Consider the following 15,921-nt stretch of genomic DNA (forward strand, 5'->3'; position numbering starts at 1 on the left):
TATGAGTGCACAAACGTCGAATCCGTGGGAAAGCGCCAGCCAAACCACGCAGCAACCCGCCACAACCGATGCCAACGCCGCCGCCAGCAGCAGCGATCCCTGGGCGAGCGGCAGTGCCGCGCCGGCGGATAGCAGCTCCGGCAGCGCCGATGCATGGGGCGATCCGTCTGCAGCCAGCAGCGGTGGCCACGATGCCGCCAGCGGTGCAGCCAGCAGCAGCAGCGACTGGCTCAGCAGCGCACCGGCTCCCGCGCCTGAGCATTTCAACATTATGGACCCGTTCCATAAAACCTGGATTCCACTCGATAGCTGGGTCACCGAAGGCATTGATTGGGTGGTTAGCCATTTCCGTCCGGTGTTTCAGGGCATTCGCGTGCCGGTGGATTACATCCTCAGCGCGTTCCAACAGTTGCTGCTCGGCATGCCTGCGCCGGTGGCGATTGTGGTGTTTGCCCTGATCGCCTGGCAGATTGCCAGCCCGGCGATGGGCATCGCCACACTGATCTCGCTGATTGCCATTGGCGCAATCGGTGCCTGGTCGCAGGCGATGGTAACGTTAGCGCTGGTGCTTACCGCCCTGTTTTTCTGCATCGTCATCGGCTTGCCACTCGGCATCTGGCTGGCGCGCAGCGAACGTGCCGCACGCATTATCCGTCCGCTGCTGGATGCAATGCAGACCACTCCGGCCTTCGTTTATCTGGTGCCAATCGTGATGCTGTTTGGTATCGGCAACGTACCGGGCGTGGTAGTGACCATCATCTTTGCGCTGCCGCCGATTGTGCGCCTCACCATTCTCGGCATTAAGCAGGTGCCAGCCGATCTGATTGAAGCGAGCGAATCCTTCGGTGCCAGCCCGCGTCAGATGCTGTTTAAAGTGCAGCTGCCGCTGGCAATGCCGACCATCATGGCCGGCGTAAACCAGACGCTGATGCTGGCACTGTCGATGGTGGTGATCGCCTCGATGATCGCCGTTGGCGGTCTCGGCCAGATGGTGCTGCGCGGTATTGGTCGACTGGATATGGGCCTCGCTACCGTGGGTGGCGTGGGCATCGTGATTCTTGCCATCATCCTCGATCGTTTGACGCAGTCAATGGGCCGCGACAGCCGCAGCCGTGGCAGCCGCCACTGGTACAGCACCGGCCCGCTGGGTTTGCTGCTACGCCCTTTCAGTAAAAAAGCCTGATTTCAATGGGCGGTCCGCTGCGACCGCCCGTCTTCGACGTAACACGTAAAAAAAGGAATGACTATGCGCAAGACAGCTCTATTCGCTGCCGTCCTGACGACGTTCGCCGCGACGCACGTGTCCGCCGCCGACCTGCCCGGTAAAGGCATCACCGTTAAACCGACTCAGAGCACCATTTCTGAAGAGACTTTCCAGACGCTGCTGGTGAGCCGCGCGTTGGAGAAACTTGGCTATACCGTTGAAAAGCCAAGCGAGATTGATTACAACGTGGCGTACACCACCATCGCTGCCGGTGATGCCACCTTTATTGCCACCAACTGGAAACCGCTGCACGACGATATGTATAAAGCCGCGGGCGGCGATGCGAAGTTTTATCGCCAGGGCACCTACGTCGGTGGCGCAGCACAGGGTTACCTCATCGATAAGAAAACCGCTGAGCAGTACCACATCACTAATATTGAGCAGCTGAAAGATCCAAAGATCGCCAAACTGTTTGATACCAATGGCGATGGTAAGGCGGATTTAACCGGCTGTACGCCAGGCTGGGGTTGTGAAGCAGTAATTAATCACCAGATTGATGCTTACAAGCTGAGCAATACCGTTGAGCATAATCAGGGCAACTACTCGGCGATGATTGCCGATACCATCACGCGCTTTAAGCAGGGCAAACCGGTCTTCTATTATACCTGGACACCGTATTGGGTCAGCGACGTGCTGAAGCCGGGTAAAGATGTGGTGTGGCTGCAGGTGCCGTTCTCATCCCTGCCGGGCGAGCAGAGCAAAGTCGATACGAAGCTGGCAAACGGTGCTAACTACGGTTTCCCGGTGAATACCATGCACATCGTCGCTAACAAAGCCTGGACCGAGAAGAACCCGGCAGCGGCTAAACTGTTTGCTGAAATGAAGCTGCCAATTGGCGACATCAATGCTGAGAATGCGGCGATGCATGCGGGTCATGCTTCTGAAGCCGACATCAACGGCCACGTTGATGGCTGGATCAAAGGTCATCAGGCTGAATTCGATAAGTGGATTCAGGACGCCCTGGCGGCAGCGAAATAACGCATTAACGCGCTGGATTTACATTAGCGTTTGTATTGTGGCGGCGCGATTTATCGCGCCGTTTTTCTTACCATCAATGCAGTAAAACAGCCCTGCGCAATACATTGTGCGGCTACGGTATGTGGCTGCCTCAACCTTTTCCTGCCGCTAGTAAGCGAAGCGTGCGCTATAGCGCACTGGTACGTCCTGTTAATTAACACACCATTGAAATAATTTTTTGGGTTACTATTACCCTACAATGATTATCTCTCTTATCCTCGCGCAATGAATGCTTCCCGTTTGGCAATCGAATTCCATCCTTTTTGGCTGGTCTGGCATCCGTACGCGTGTTGTTAAGCTAATGTTAATCAACACTTTGATTTTAATGAACAACCTGTGCTGTAAAAGTGTTTAGAAATCGTAAAGACGGGTCCAAAATGGTGAGCAATACTGTTCATTGATGATTGGCTTTGTTATGGTTAGCAGCGCAGTTATTCACCACAGTTATTTTTTCTCACGAAATTATTTATCAGTAAAATGGTTTCCTGAGATGAATTGATGGCATTGACTGCCTGTGTTGTCAGGCGGGATGTCAGGGCGAAATGCCCAGGGTTAAGGAACAACCTGGAATGTCAGATGTTGACAATGTGATCGTGCTAACAATCACCTGAGGAAATTGTGACTACGCTTAATCTGTCACCATCATTACTATACCAGTTGCAACTAAGAGGTTTTTTTAAAATGGAAAGTTCGTTTACTCCCATTGAACAGATGCTAAACATCCGTGCTAACCGCCATAAAGATTTTCCGCTGCAGGAGATCATTCTTACCCGTCTGTGCATGCACATGCAGGGAAAACTGCTGGATAATCGCAACAAAATGTTGAAGGCGCAGGGAATTAACGAGACCTTATTCATGGCGCTGATTACCCTCGATGCGCAGGAAAATCAGAGCATCCAGCCTTCAGAACTGAGTTCTGCGCTCGGCTCTTCACGCACCAACGCTACGCGTATCGCCGATGAGCTGGAGAAGCGTGGTTGGATTGAACGCCGTGAAAGCGAGAACGACCGTCGCTGCCTGCATCTGCATTTGACCGAAAAAGGCAATGAATTCTTACGTCAGTTGCTGCCACCGCAGCATCAGAGCCTGCAATACTTGTGGTCTTCGCTTTCGACCAACGAGCAGGATCAGCTGGAATCGATTACCCGTAAGTTACTTAACCGTCTCGATAAAATGGACGAAGATCAGGTTATCGCTTCCCTGTCGCGCTAATAGCAAGAAGTGCGACACAATCACCTTCCGAAATCGCTATTTTAATCCCCTTTTGTCCGGCCAGCGCTTAAGTGCTGGCTTTTTTGACTCGGGCAACCGTGTCGAAGGATCGGCACATCCCGACTAAATGGAAAACGTGGAGAACGACATGAGTGCGACAGCGGAAGCCCAAAGCCCGCAACAGCCAGCGAATAAAAAGAAGAAGCGCAAAGGTGTGCTGATCCTGCTGGCTATCGTGTTTGTAATTATTGGTGTTTCGTATCTGGCTTACTGGTATCTGGTGCTGCGTCACTTCCAGGAAACTGATGATGCTTACGTCGCAGGTAACCAGGTGCAGGTGATGGCGCAGGTTTCCGGCAGCGTAAACAAAGTGTGGTTTGATAACACCGACATGGTGAAAAAAGGCGACGTGCTCGTTTCGCTGGATAAAACCGATGCGCAGCAGGCGTTTGAAAAAGCGCAGACCGCGTTGGCCACCAGCGTGCGTCAAACTCATCAGTTGATGATCAATGGCAAGCAGTATCAAGCCACTATTAAGCTGCAGCAAACCGCGCTGGATCAAGCCGAAGCTGACTTGAAACGCCGCGAACCGCTGGGCGCGTCTAATCTGATTGGCCGCGAAGAGCTGCAACACTCACGTGATGCCGTTGCGACGGCCAAAGCGCAGCTGGATGTGGCGGAGCAGCAATACAACGCTAATCAGGCGATGATTCTGAATACCTCGCTGGAAAAACAGCCCGCGGTGCAGCAGAGTGCTGCCGAGCTGCGCGATGCCTGGCTGGCACTGCAGCGTACCGACATCCGTAGCCCGATTGATGGCTTCATTTCACGTCGTAGCGTGCAGGTTGGTTCGCAAATCTCTACCACTACGCCGCTGCTGGCAGTCGTGCCGTCCACCAATCTGTGGATCGACGCGAACTTTAAAGAGACGCAGCTTGCGGGCGTACGTATTGGCCAATCGGCCACGGTGATCAGCGATATCTACGGCGATGACGTGGAGTATCACGGCAAAGTGGTGGGTCTGGATATGGGTACCGGCAGCGCTTTCTCACTGCTACCCGCGCAGAACGCCACCGGTAACTGGATCAAAGTGGTGCAGCGCCTGCCAGTGCGTATTGAGCTGGATCCAAAACAAGTGGCGGAGCATCCGCTGCGTATCGGCCTCTCCACGCTGGTGAAAGTGGACACGCAGAACAAAGAGGGCGCCACGCTGGCCAGTGCTATGCGTTCGCAAGCCGCTTATGAAAGTAATGCATTGGCAATCGACCTCGCGCCGGTTAACCAGCTGATTACTGACATCGTTCGTGCCAACGCTGACTAACGCCGCGGGAGGCTGTTATGGCACAAAAACCGCTTGAAGGTGCGCCGTTAGTCCTGATGACTATCGCCTTGTCGCTGGCGACGTTTATGCAGGTACTCGACTCCACCATCGCTAACGTGGCGATTCCAACCATCGCCGGTAACCTCGGTGCTTCGAACTCGCAGGGCACGTGGGTGATTACCTCTTTCGGGGTGGCGAACGCCATTTCGATTCCCATTACCGGTTGGCTGGCGAAGCGCATCGGTGAAGTGAAGCTGTTTACGTGGTCGACCATCCTGTTTGTGATCGCGTCCTGGGCTTGCGGCATGTCCGAAAGCCTTGAGATGCTGATCTTCTTCCGTGTCATTCAGGGTGTGGTCGCCGGTCCGCTGATTCCGTTATCGCAGAGTTTGTTGTTAAACAACTATCCGCCGGCGAAACGCAGCGTGGCACTCTCGCTGTGGGCGATGACGGTAATTGTGGCGCCGATCTGCGGCCCGATTTTGGGCGGCTGGATCAGCGATAACTATCACTGGGGCTGGATCTTCTTCATCAACGTGCCGATTGGATTGGTGGTGGTGTTACTGACGCTGCAAACGCTGCGTGGACGTGAAACCAAAACTGAAATCCGCCCGATCGATATGGTTGGCCTGGTGCTGCTGGTGGTCGGTATTGGCTCACTGCAGGTAATGCTCGATCGCGGTAAAGAGCTCGACTGGTTTAGCTCCACCGAAATCATCGTTCTGATGGTGGTCGCCGTGGTGGCGCTATTGGTGTTGCTGGTGTGGGAGCTCACCGACGATCACCCCATCGTCGATTTGTCGTTGTTCAAAATGCGCAACTTCACCATCGGCTGTTTGTCGATAAGCCTGGCCTATATGCTCTACTTCGGCTCAATTGTGTTACTGCCGCAGCTGTTGCAGGAGGTATATGGCTACACCGCCACCTGGGCCGGATTGGCGTCAGCACCGGTCGGGATTCTGCCGGTGATCCTGTCGCCGATTATTGGTCGCTTCGCGCACAAGCTGGATATGCGTAAGCTGGTGACCTTCAGCTTCATCATGTATGCCGTCTGTTTCTACTGGCGCGCCTACACGTTTGAGCCGGGCATGGATTTTGGTGCGTCAGCGTGGCCGCAGTTTATTCAGGGCTTTGCCGTGGCGTGCTTCTTTATGCCACTTACCACCATTACGCTGTCAGGCTTACCGCCAGAACGTATGGCGGCGGCATCGAGCCTGTCGAACTTCGTTCGTACGCTGGCCGGTTCCATCGGTACCTCGATTACCACCACCATGTGGAGCAATCGTGAGTCGATGCATCATAGCTATCTGTCGGAGTCTGTGAATCCGTACAACGTCAATTCACAACAGATGTACGACCAACTGGAAAGCCTGGGTATGACCCAGCAGCAGGCATCGGCGTATATTGCGCAGCAGATCACGAACCAGGGTCTGATTATCTCGGCGAATGAGATCTTCTGGGCGTCAGCGGGCGTGTTCTTGATTTTGCTGGTGCTGGTGTGGTTTGCGCGTCCGCCATTTGGTGCGGGCAGCGGCGGTGGCGGAGCTCACTAAGCGATAAAACAAAAACGGGCCTTGCGGCCCGTTTTTTTATGCGTTCTGACGCCACCATTCGGCGAGCAAAATTCCGGTCGCCACTGACACGTTGAGGCTTTCAACGTTGCCGGTCCCGCCAATCGACAGGCTGAGATCGCCTTGCTGGAAAGCGCTGTCTGACAGACCTTCGCTCTCCTGACCTAATACCAGTACCATTTTGGCCGGCAGCTCAGCTTTTGCCAGCGGTGTGCCTTCGTGGCTGGAAGTGGTAACGATGGTGTAACCCGCTTTACGGAAAGCTTCCAGGCCAGCGGCAAAGCTTTCGCCGCTGATCGCCTGAACGTGCTCAGCGCCACCTTCGGCGGTACGCACTGCCGCACCTGACTCCAGCAGTGAAGCGTCATTCACCAGCAAACCTTTCACACCGAAGTGCGCACAGCTACGCATAATGCCGCCGAGGTTGTGCGGGTTGCTGACATCTTCCAGCGCCAGTACGCAATCTTTAGTCGGTGCCTTTGTCAGCCACTCGGTAACCGGCATGCCCATGCGTTTCTTGATGATGAAGCACACGCCACCGTGGTGTTCTGTACCTGAAGCTTTAGTCAGCTCGGCATCTTCCACCACGTGATAGGCTTTACGGTTGGCCGCCAGCCAGCGCAGGGTTTCACGGAAACGCGGTGTCACGCTCTGAATGAACCAGGCGCGCACGATACTTTCCGGACGACTCAGGAACAGCGCCTGGCAGGCATTTTCACCGTATACGCGCGTCTCTTCCTGACGCTGACGGCGAATCTGCTCGGGATCGATGACCGGCTTGTTGTCGGCATCATCCAGTTGGCTGTCATCGGCGACGGGCGGACGTGAAACGGTGCGCCACGGTGAATCACCGAAGCTGCGGCTGTCACTACCACGATCGTCGCGCTGACCAAAGCTGCGGCCACGCTCACTGTTGCGCGCATCACGTGGCGCAGAACCACGACCGCCCGCTTCGCTGCGTGCGCCACGCGGTGCACCGCTACGGCCACCCTCTTCATTAGTACGTGCACTGCGAGGACCAGAACGACGATTATCTTCCTGGCGCGCAGCAGGACGGCCGCCTTTGCCGGTACGGGGATTCGGCTTTTGACCGCCATCCTCATCACGTACGTACATCACTTTTACCTTGCCGCTTTTGCCTTTAAATTCGTCGTTCATCTGTTCCTCCAGCATTGAGAGCGCGAAGATTACCTGATGTGTCGGTGCTTAGCTATCAACTATTGAACCTATTGGGTAATCCAGATTGAGCATAGCACTCAACCTTTTCATAATGTCCCGCAATCATCAGATTTACAGGTTCGGGTTGAGGTAAATATGAATACAGTTTGTGCCGCCTGTCAGGCAACCAATCGCGTGCCAGAGTCGCGTATTGCCGATGGAGCGAAATGTGGTCGTTGTGGTAGCGAGCTGTTTAATGGCGAAGTCGCCAACGCCACGGCAGCCACGCTGGATAAGTATCTGCAAGACGATCTGCCCGTGGTGATCGACTTCTGGGCGCCGTGGTGCGGCCCGTGCGTAAACTTCGCGCCGGTGTTTAAAGATGTTGCTGACGAGCGTCGCGGTAAGGTGCGCTTTGTTAAGGTGAATACCGAAGCTGAACCGGCGCTTAGCGCGCGTTTCCGTATTCGCAGCATTCCCACCATTATGCTGTTCAAGAATGGTGAGATGGTCGACATGCTAAATGGCGCGATGCCGAAAGCGCCGTTCAACGAATGGCTCGACGAATCGCTGTAAACCGCTGATGGCCAGCCGCAAGCTGGCCTTCCTTATTACCTTTCCCCACTAATTCCATTACACTGGCGTTTTTTCTCCTGCCAGCGAATCTATGTTTGAAAATGCCGTCCTGCGCTTACGTGCGCAACGTTTAGCGCGCGCCACGCGCCCGTTTCTTGCGCGTGGGAATCGTGTCGTACGTTGCCAACGCTGCTTGTTGCCGCAAAAAAATTGTCTGTGCGCCACGATCCAGCCACAGCAAGCGCGTAGCCGCTTTTGTCTGGTGATGTTCGATACCGAGCCGATGAAGCCGAGTAACACCGGCAGATTAATCGCCGATGTTCTACCGGACACCGAGGCCTTTGGCTGGTCGCGTACCGAGCAGGATGCCGCGCTGCTGGCGGCGGTTAAAAATGAACATTATCAGCCGCTGGTGGTTTTTCCCGCGTCGTATGCCGATGCCGATCGCCAAGTCCTCACCCGCCCGCCACTTACCGGTAAACCGCCGCTGTTCATCATGCTCGACGGCACCTGGACTGAAGCGCGCAAGATGTTCCGCAAAAGCCCGTGGCTTGATGCGTTGCCGGTGATGTCGCTTAACGTTTCGACGCCATCGCGCTACACGCTGCGCGAAGCCCACGGCGCAGGCCAGCACTGTACTGCCGAGGTCGCTGCCGCGCTGCTGGAACAGGCGGGCGATCTCGCTGCCGCCACGGAATTGCAGCACTATTTCGCACGTTTCCGTCATGCTTATCTGGCGGGGAAACCGCATCATCCGGTGCATAGCCTCGAAAATGTCCTTTAAGGATTTGCCTCTTTTGTAACCGGCACGTTTGATTTATAGTCGCGCATCGCCACGGAGTTGGCTTTATATGCAAAGGATGCACGATGAAAATCTTCTGGCTGCTGATGCTGCTGCTCACCGGCTGCAGCACCGCCCCGCAACCCGACCGCGCTTTTCCGCCGCAGCTGCAATCTGCCAGCACACGCCCTACCGCACTGATTTCAAGCAGCGCTTTGATGCCCGGCGATTTGTTGCTCTCATCGGCCACGTCACCACAATCCTGGGGAATTCGCCTGTTTACTCTGACTGGCGTAAGCCATGCCGCGATTTATCTTGGTGATGAACAGGTTGCGGAAGCGGTTGGCAGTGGCGTTAAAATCATTCCACTAAATCTTGCTATAGATGAAAGCAATAGTCTGCTGGTGCTGCGCGTGCCTGGCATGACCAGCGAGCAAATGCTGCGCTTACGGGAGTTTGCCGATTTACAGCAAGGCAAAAAATACAACTTCAAAGGCATCGTGATGTTTATGCCGTTTATGGTGTCACGCCGTTTGTGTGAACTGCCGCTCGTCAATGAAGAAGTTCGCAGTGCCTGCCTTACTGCAATGGCCCGCGTGCAGTTAGCTGATGTTGACGATCCTCAAGCCAATCGCTTCTTCTGCTCCGAATTTGTATTGGCGGGCTATCGTCACGCGGGTATTGAACTGTTGCAGGGACAGGCTAATTGGGTCAGCCCGGCGGATTTACTGCATTTACGGGACGGCGATGTCTCTGCATGGCAGGTGCAGCAGAATATGCAGTATGTCGGCCATTTAAAACGCTGGAACCTAAAAGAGATCCTCAGCCTGCGATCGGCGAATCGGCAAGCGCGGTAAAAAGCGTTTACAATCATGCCAATCTTAATGGCAGGAGCGGATGATGAGCCAACGCGGACTGGAAGCGCTGTTACGACCTAAATCAATCGCGGTAATCGGTGCCTCGATTACACCGGGGCGCGCCGGCTACTTTATGATGCGTAATCTGCTGGCCGGCGGATTTAGCGGTCCAGTGTTGCCGGTGACGCCGAAGTACAAAGCGGTGAGCGGCGTGCTGGCCTGGCCCGATATTGCCAGCCTGCCCTTCGCACCCGATCTCGCCATTATCTGTACTCACGCCAAACGGAATCTCGAACTGCTGCAACAGCTGGGTGAAAAAGGCTGTAAGGCCTGCATTATTCTCTCGGCACCGTCCAGCCAGTTGGAAGAGCTAAAAGCCTGCGCCAGCCAGTGGCAAATCCGTCTACTCGGACCCAACAGTTTAGGGTTGCTGGCGCCGTGGCAAGGGTTGAATGCCAGCTTCTCGCCGGTACCCATTGCCAAAGGACGCATTGCTTTTATTTCCCAATCCGCAGCGGTCTCTAACACTATTCTCGATTGGGCACAGCAGCGCAATCTCGGCTTCTCCTGGTTTATCGCATTGGGAGATAGCCTGGATATCGACGTTGATGATCTGCTGGATTTCCTCGCGCGCGATGGCAAAACTAGCGCGATTCTGCTTTATCTCGAACACCTCAGCGATGCGCGTCGTTTCGTTTCCGCTTCACGCAGCGCCTCGCGTAATAAACCGATTCTGGTGATTAAAAGTGGTCGCAGCCATCAGGCGCAGGCGATGATCGGTACGCACAGTGGGCTGGATGCGGCCTGGGATGCGGCGATTCAGCGCGCCGGTTTACTGCGCGTGCAGGATACGCACGAGCTGTTTACGGCGGTGGAGTCGCTAAGCCATATGCGACCACTGCGCGGCGATCGCCTGATGATCATCAGTAACGGCGCAGCACCGGCTGCGCTGGCATTAGACGAATTGTATGCGCGCAACGGTAAGCTGGCGACGTTGAGCGAAGAGACATTGCAGGCGCTGGCCGCACTGCTGCCGGAAGGCGTTGGCCGCGGTAATCCGCTCGATTTGAAAGATGATGCGACGCCGGCGCGCTATGTCGCCTGCATCGAGCGGCTGCTGGATAGCCATGAACTTGATGCACTGATGATCATTCATGCGCCAAGCGCCGTATCGCCCTCCAGTGAAACGGCCGAGCAGATTATTGCTGCCGTTGCCAAACATCCGCGTGGCAAGCAGATCACGCTGCTGACTAACTGGTGCGGTGAATACTCATCGCAGGTCGCACGGCGCGCTTTTACCCAGGCTGGCATTCCCACCTGGCGCACACCCGAAGGAACGATAACCGCCTTTATGCATCAGGTGGAATATCGCCGTAACCAAAAGCAGTTACGTGAGACGCCCGCGCTACCGATCGGGCTGACCCAGAACAGCGCACAGGCGCATCAGCTGATTCAACAAGCACTGGATAAAGGCATCACTACACTGGATACCCATGAAGTACAGCCGGTGTTGCAGGCTTACGGATTGGCAACGCTGCCCACCTGGATTGCCAGCGATAGCGCTGCCGCGGGCAAAATCGCCGATCAGATTGGTTATCCCGTGGCACTTAAACTGCGTTCGCCGGATATTCCGCACAAGTCCGAGGTACAAGGCGTAATGCTGTATCTGCGCAGTGCCGCAGAAGTAGAACAAGCGGCTGAAGCCATTTTCGATCGCGTGCGCGTAACCCATCCACAGGCGCATATTGATGGCCTGCTGGTACAAAGTATGGCGAACCGCGCCGGGGCACAGGAGTTACGCGTGGTGGTCGAACAGGATCCGCTGTTTGGTCCCATCATCCTGCTGGGCGAAGGTGGCGTCGAGTGGCAGCCTGATAAGCAAGCCGCCGTCGCTTTGCCGCCACTGAATATGACGCTGGCGCGCTATCTGGTGATTCAGGCGATGAAAAGCGGCAAAGTACGCAGCCGTAGCGCCTTACGACCGCTGGATATTACCGGGCTTAGTCAGCTGTTAGTGCAGGTTTCCAACCTGGTGGTCGATTGTCCGGAGATTCAACGCCTGGACATTCATCCGCTGCTGGCATCGGCCGATGAATTTACGCTGCTGGACGTTACGTTGCATCTGGCGCCCTTTAGCGGTGATAACGAAACACGCCTGGCAATCCGCCCTTATCCGCATCATCTGGAAGAGCAAGTAGAGCTGAAAGATGGGCAACATTGCTTGTTCCGCCCCATTCTGCCGGAAGATGAACCGCAACTGCGCGCGTTTATCGCTCAGGTCACCAAAGAAGATCTCTACTATCGCTATTTCAGTGAAATCAATGAGTTCACCCATGAAGATTTGGCGAATATGACTCAAATCGATTATGACCGTGAAATGGCGATTGTGGCGGTGCGCCAGCATAACGGCACTGACGAAATTATTGGCGTGACGCGCGCGATTTCGGATGCAGACAATATCGATGCTGAATTCTCGGTGCTGGTACGATCCGATCTTAAGGGGTTGGGCATGGGCAGGCGCTTGCTGGAGAAGATGATTCGCTATACGCGCGATCATGGCCTGCAACAATTGAACGGTATCACCATGCCAAACAATAGCGGCATGATTACGCTGGCGCGAAAACTCAACTTTCGTGTGAATATTCAACTGGATGATGGCATTGTCAGCCTGAATTTGCCGCTCGGTAACGTCATCAGCTAACCTGTACAGAAAGGTAAAAATCCTCCTCTACAGGCCGGTTGATGGTATTATTTACCGTTAGGATCATGATTTGATGGCAAAAGGCCATGCAATGAACAGAGAAGAAGTGCACCGTGATGTTGTCTAAATTTAAACGTAATAAACACCAACAACACCTCGCACAGCTGCCTAAACTGTCACAATCCGTGTCGGATCTGACGACGCTTTACTCGCCTGCCGAGTTTCGCGAAACCCTGCTGACGAAAATTGCCGAGGCAGAAAAGCGTATCTGCATCACCGCGCTGTATCTGGAAAATGATGACGGCGGCCGGGGCATTATGCAGGCGCTGTACGCGGCCCGTCAGGCACGTCCGGAACTGGATGTCTGTATTTTGGTTGACTGGCATCGTGCGCAGCGTGGTCGTATTGGCGCTGCCCGCGGCGTGACCAATGCTGACTGGTATTGCGAAATGGCTGCTCAGCATCCGGATATCGCCATCCCGGTTTATGGCATTCCGGTTAACACGCGTGAAGCGCTCGGCGTGCTGCATCTGAAAGGTTTTATCATTGATGATACGCTGCTTTATAGCGGCGCGAGCCTGAATGACGTTTATCTTCATCAGCATGATAAGTATCGTTATGATCGCTATCAGCTGATCCGCAATTCGCAGCTGACCGATACCATGTATGCGTGGATATGCGAAAATCTCAAGGAATCCGATGCGGTTAACCGCCTTGATAAAACTGAGCGTCCTTCCAGCCCGGAAATAAAGAACGAAACGCGTCAATTCCGTCAGGAGCTACGCAGCTTTAATTATCAGTTCACCGGTAATGCAGATAATGAATCACTTGCCGTCACGCCGCTGGTTGGCCTGGGTAAACGCAGTCTGCTTAATAAAACCATCTTCCATTTGATGCCGTGCGCCGAGCGTAAGTTGACGCTTTGTACACCTTATTTCAACCTGCCCGCCATTTTGGTACGTAACCTGATTCATTTACTGCGTCAGGGCAAAGAAGTGGAAATCATCATTGGCGACAAAACGGCCAATGATTTCTATATCCCGCCGGAGCAGCCGTTTAAGATTATCGGGGCGTTGCCCTATCTATATGAGATCAATCTGCGTCGCTTCCTCAGCCGTTTACAGTATTACGTCAATAACGGTCAGTTGACGGTGCGTTTATGGAAAGATGGCGAGAACAGTTATCACTTAAAAGGCATTTGGGTGGATGACGAATGGATGATGATCACAGGTAATAACCTCAACCCGCGCGCGTGGCGACTTGACCTGGAAAATGCGGTGCTGATTCACGATCCGCTGAATCAATTGGCTGAGCAGCGTGAAAAAGAACTGGCTTTGATTCGTGAGCATACGTCCGTGGTGCAGCATTTCCGCGAATTGGAGAGTATTTCCGATTATCCGGCTAAGGTACGCAAACTGATTCGCCGCCTGCGCCGTATTCGTATTGATCGCTTGATTAGCCGTCTGCTTTAGTCGATGCGTGCGCTCATCCTCTGCGTGGTTTTGCTGTGTAGTGGATGTGCGCATGTCGCCGAAGATAACTGGACGGGTAAAGATAAAGCACAACACTACTTCTCTTCCGCTGTGTTGGCCGCTGCAGGTAGTGAGATCTCTCAGCATCAACAACAAAGCCGTGGGCAAAATTTGCGTTTCGGCTTTCTGTTTTCGCTCAGTTTTGGGGTCGGGAAAGAGTTGTATGACAGCCGCTCAGCAGGGAGCGGCTGGAGTTGGAAAGATCTTAGCTGGGATGTCGCCGGTGCCGCCAGCGGCATCGCACTGTGGAATCTCAGCCAGTAACTACAGTGCGATCCCCTTCCCTTTACGATGCAGCATTAACGATACCAGGAATGCTAAAGCGCCCATGGCTGAGACATACCAAAAGAAGCTGGTTTCAATGCCTTCCCTTTTAAGCAGCAACGCGACATATTCAGCCGAACCACCAAATATGGCATTCGCCACCGCATAGGAAAGGCCAACGCCCAGCGCACGCACTTCAGGTGGGAACATCTCGGCCTTCAAAATGCCGCTAATCGCGGTATAGAAACTGGTGATGATCAGTGCCAGCATAATCAAGCAAAATGCCAGCCAGCTGCTTTGCACATTTTGTAGCAGCATCAGAATCGGAACCGTGCAGATTGCTGCTCCAGCACCGAAAATCATCATTGAGGCTCGACGACCGATTTTATCTGACAGTGCGCCAACGATCGGCTGAATCAACATAAATACCAGCAAAGCTCCGGTCATCAATCCACTGGCACTGCGCGCATCCATCCCGGCGGTATTCACCAGATATTTCTGCATATAGGTGGTAAAGGTATAGAAGCTCAGCGAACCACCTGCGGTAAAACCTAGCACCATCAGAAACGCACGCGTGTGATTGCGTAGTAATCCCGTAATACTGCCGGCATCACGATGTTCGCGGTGTTTTTTCTCGGAGGTTTCGTTGAGAGAACGACGTAACCACAATGCAACAACAGCCAATATCGCGCCGAGGAAGAACGGTATACGCCACCCCCAACTTCGAAGCTGTTCATCGCTAAGGAGTTGTTGCAGAACGACGACGGTCAGCACGGCCAGTAATTGACCTCCGATTAACGTCACATACTGAAAAGAAGCATAAAATCCTTTTCTTCCTTCCAGTGCCACTTCGCTCATATAGGTGGCGCTCGTGCCATACTCCCCACCGACCGATAAGCCCTGGAACATACGTGCCAGCAGAAGAATTACTGGGGCAGCTATGCCAATTTCGCTAAAGCCAGGTAAACAGGCGATGACTAACGATCCCAGACACATCATGCACACGGAGATCAGCATCGAGGCTTTACGGCCGTGGCGATCGGCAATATAACCAAACAACCATCCGCCGATCGGACGCATTAAAAAGCCTGCTGCGAAAACGCCAGCAGTTTGCAGCAATTGAGTGGTGGTATCCCCGCTTGGGAAGAAGACGTGGGCAAAATAGAGTGAGAAGAAGGAGTAAACATAAAAATCGAACCATTCAACTAAATTGCCGGATGAAGCGCCAACAATCGCCCAGATGCGTTGTTTACTGTCAGCTGCCGCTTCAGGTAGTGCCACTTTTTGTTGTTGTGAGTCTGTCATGCTTACCTCTTTTCCTTGCGAAGAATTAACGCCAAAGGATTGAGTAAAGCATCTATTAACTGATTGCGGGAATCGTCTCTAATCCTTGATCACGAAATGTGACTGACTGAGAACTTTTATTGCGGTTTTTAGCTGATTTTCATGTAAATTCAGCCATATTGTAGCTTTAATTAGCAATATACAGACGTAAAAAAGCCCCGAACTTCCGTTCGGGGCTTCTTCACCTGATTGATGCATGGCAGTTCCCTACTCTCGCATGGGGAGACCCCACACTACCATCGGCGCTACGGCGTTTCACTTCTGAGTTCGGCATGGGGTCAGGTGGGACCACCGCGCTAAAGCCGCCAGGCAAATTCTTTTGC

The 15,921-nt window shown here is 53.9% G+C and carries 13 protein-coding genes and 1 rRNA gene; 11 read left to right on the top strand and 3 right to left on the bottom strand.

Annotated elements, in window-relative coordinates:
• Window position 1: 1 nt before the first annotated feature.
• The 5 genes from proW to emrB all read left to right on the top strand — a co-directional run bounded on the left by proW (window position 2) and on the right by emrB (window position 6,367).
• The gene (gene proW, locus ACRQ84_RS10415) at window positions 2–1,183 is read left to right on the top strand and encodes a glycine betaine/L-proline ABC transporter permease ProW (RefSeq protein WP_483816003.1); all 1,182 of its coding nucleotides are present in this window, start codon (window positions 2–4) and stop codon (window positions 1,181–1,183) included.
• 57 nt (window positions 1,184–1,240) lie between these two features.
• Window positions 1,241–2,242 (top strand): glycine betaine/L-proline ABC transporter substrate-binding protein ProX, encoded by a 1,002-nt coding sequence (proX, locus tag ACRQ84_RS10420; RefSeq protein ID WP_483816004.1) that lies wholly within the window; start codon window positions 1,241–1,243, stop codon window positions 2,240–2,242.
• 720 nt (window positions 2,243–2,962) lie between these two features.
• Window positions 2,963–3,493 (top strand): transcriptional repressor MprA, encoded by a 531-nt coding sequence (mprA, locus tag ACRQ84_RS10425; RefSeq protein WP_008101638.1) that lies wholly within the window; start codon window positions 2,963–2,965, stop codon window positions 3,491–3,493.
• Window positions 3,494–3,641: 148 nt separating this feature from the next.
• Complete coding sequence (emrA, locus tag ACRQ84_RS10430; RefSeq protein ID WP_064739691.1) at window positions 3,642–4,814, top strand: multidrug efflux MFS transporter periplasmic adaptor subunit EmrA; 1,173 nt, start codon at window positions 3,642–3,644, stop codon at window positions 4,812–4,814.
• Between the two features lie 17 nt (window positions 4,815–4,831).
• A complete protein-coding gene (emrB, locus tag ACRQ84_RS10435; protein WP_064739633.1) occupies window positions 4,832–6,367 on the top strand; it encodes a multidrug efflux MFS transporter permease subunit EmrB in 1,536 nt (511 codons plus the stop codon).
• A gap of 36 nt (window positions 6,368–6,403) precedes the next feature.
• Here the strand turns inward: emrB and ACRQ84_RS10440 are convergent, their stop codons facing one another.
• Complete coding sequence (locus ACRQ84_RS10440; RefSeq protein ID WP_064739634.1) at window positions 6,404–7,543, bottom strand: tRNA/rRNA methyltransferase; 1,140 nt, start codon at window positions 7,541–7,543, stop codon at window positions 6,404–6,406.
• A gap of 156 nt (window positions 7,544–7,699) precedes the next feature.
• Here ACRQ84_RS10440 and trxC point away from each other — a divergent pair, with 156 nt between their 5' ends.
• From trxC to ACRQ84_RS10470, 6 genes are all read left to right on the top strand, one after another.
• A complete protein-coding gene (gene trxC / locus ACRQ84_RS10445) occupies window positions 7,700–8,119 on the top strand; it encodes a thioredoxin TrxC (RefSeq protein ID WP_064739635.1) in 420 nt (139 codons plus the stop codon).
• Between the two features lie 91 nt (window positions 8,120–8,210).
• Complete coding sequence (locus ACRQ84_RS10450; protein ID WP_064739636.1) at window positions 8,211–8,903, top strand: tRNA-uridine aminocarboxypropyltransferase; 693 nt, start codon at window positions 8,211–8,213, stop codon at window positions 8,901–8,903.
• A gap of 83 nt (window positions 8,904–8,986) precedes the next feature.
• Entirely contained in the window at window positions 8,987–9,757 is a 771-nt protein-coding gene (locus ACRQ84_RS10455) for a YaeF family permuted papain-like enzyme (protein ID WP_483816005.1), read from the top strand.
• A gap of 43 nt (window positions 9,758–9,800) precedes the next feature.
• Window positions 9,801–12,458, top strand: coding sequence for a bifunctional acetate--CoA ligase family protein/GNAT family N-acetyltransferase (locus ACRQ84_RS10460; RefSeq protein WP_483817915.1), 2,658 nt, complete (start codon window positions 9,801–9,803; stop codon window positions 12,456–12,458).
• Window positions 12,459–12,574: 116 nt separating this feature from the next.
• Entirely contained in the window at window positions 12,575–13,930 is a 1,356-nt protein-coding gene (gene pssA, locus ACRQ84_RS10465) for a CDP-diacylglycerol--serine O-phosphatidyltransferase (RefSeq protein WP_064739639.1), read from the top strand.
• Window positions 13,931–13,933: 3 nt separating this feature from the next.
• On the top strand, window positions 13,934–14,254 hold the full coding sequence (locus ACRQ84_RS10470) for a YfiM family lipoprotein (RefSeq protein WP_483816006.1): 321 nt from the start codon (window positions 13,934–13,936) through the stop codon (window positions 14,252–14,254).
• On the opposite strand, the gene ACRQ84_RS10475 is transcribed toward ACRQ84_RS10470, so the two are convergent.
• Both ACRQ84_RS10475 and rrf read right to left on the bottom strand, forming a co-directional pair.
• Window positions 14,255–15,559 (bottom strand): MFS family transporter, encoded by a 1,305-nt coding sequence (locus ACRQ84_RS10475; protein ID WP_483816007.1) that lies wholly within the window; start codon window positions 15,557–15,559, stop codon window positions 14,255–14,257.
• A 233-nt stretch (window positions 15,560–15,792) separates the two neighbouring features.
• Window positions 15,793–15,908, bottom strand: a 5S ribosomal RNA gene (gene rrf, locus ACRQ84_RS10480).
• Window positions 15,909–15,921 lie beyond the last annotated feature (13 nt).

Source organism: Pantoea sp. E2023-21, from assembly GCF_051302795.1.
Taxonomy (GTDB): Bacteria; Pseudomonadota; Gammaproteobacteria; order Enterobacterales; family Enterobacteriaceae; genus Pantoea; species Pantoea ludwigii_A.

What these genes read in the sequence shown, in the direction of transcription:
- proW (WP_483816003.1), top strand. Translation starts at nt 2, where the DNA reads ATGAGTGCACAAACGTCGAATCCGTGGGAAAGCGCCAGCCAAACCACG.
- proX (WP_483816004.1), top strand. Translation starts at nt 1,241, where the DNA reads ATGACTATGCGCAAGACAGCTCTATTCGCTGCCGTCCTGACGACGTTC.
- mprA (WP_008101638.1), top strand. Translation starts at nt 2,963, where the DNA reads ATGGAAAGTTCGTTTACTCCCATTGAACAGATGCTAAACATCCGTGCT.
- emrA (WP_064739691.1), top strand. Translation starts at nt 3,642, where the DNA reads ATGAGTGCGACAGCGGAAGCCCAAAGCCCGCAACAGCCAGCGAATAAA.
- emrB (WP_064739633.1), top strand. Translation starts at nt 4,832, where the DNA reads ATGGCACAAAAACCGCTTGAAGGTGCGCCGTTAGTCCTGATGACTATC.
- ACRQ84_RS10440 (WP_064739634.1), bottom strand. Translation starts at nt 7,543, where the DNA reads ATGAACGACGAATTTAAAGGCAAAAGCGGCAAGGTAAAAGTGATGTAC.
- trxC (WP_064739635.1), top strand. Translation starts at nt 7,700, where the DNA reads ATGAATACAGTTTGTGCCGCCTGTCAGGCAACCAATCGCGTGCCAGAG.
- ACRQ84_RS10450 (WP_064739636.1), top strand. Translation starts at nt 8,211, where the DNA reads ATGTTTGAAAATGCCGTCCTGCGCTTACGTGCGCAACGTTTAGCGCGC.
- ACRQ84_RS10455 (WP_483816005.1), top strand. Translation starts at nt 8,987, where the DNA reads ATGAAAATCTTCTGGCTGCTGATGCTGCTGCTCACCGGCTGCAGCACC.
- ACRQ84_RS10460 (WP_483817915.1), top strand. Translation starts at nt 9,801, where the DNA reads ATGAGCCAACGCGGACTGGAAGCGCTGTTACGACCTAAATCAATCGCG.
- pssA (WP_064739639.1), top strand. Translation starts at nt 12,575, where the DNA reads ATGTTGTCTAAATTTAAACGTAATAAACACCAACAACACCTCGCACAG.
- ACRQ84_RS10470 (WP_483816006.1), top strand. Translation starts at nt 13,934, where the DNA reads ATGCGTGCGCTCATCCTCTGCGTGGTTTTGCTGTGTAGTGGATGTGCG.
- ACRQ84_RS10475 (WP_483816007.1), bottom strand. Translation starts at nt 15,559, where the DNA reads ATGACAGACTCACAACAACAAAAAGTGGCACTACCTGAAGCGGCAGCT.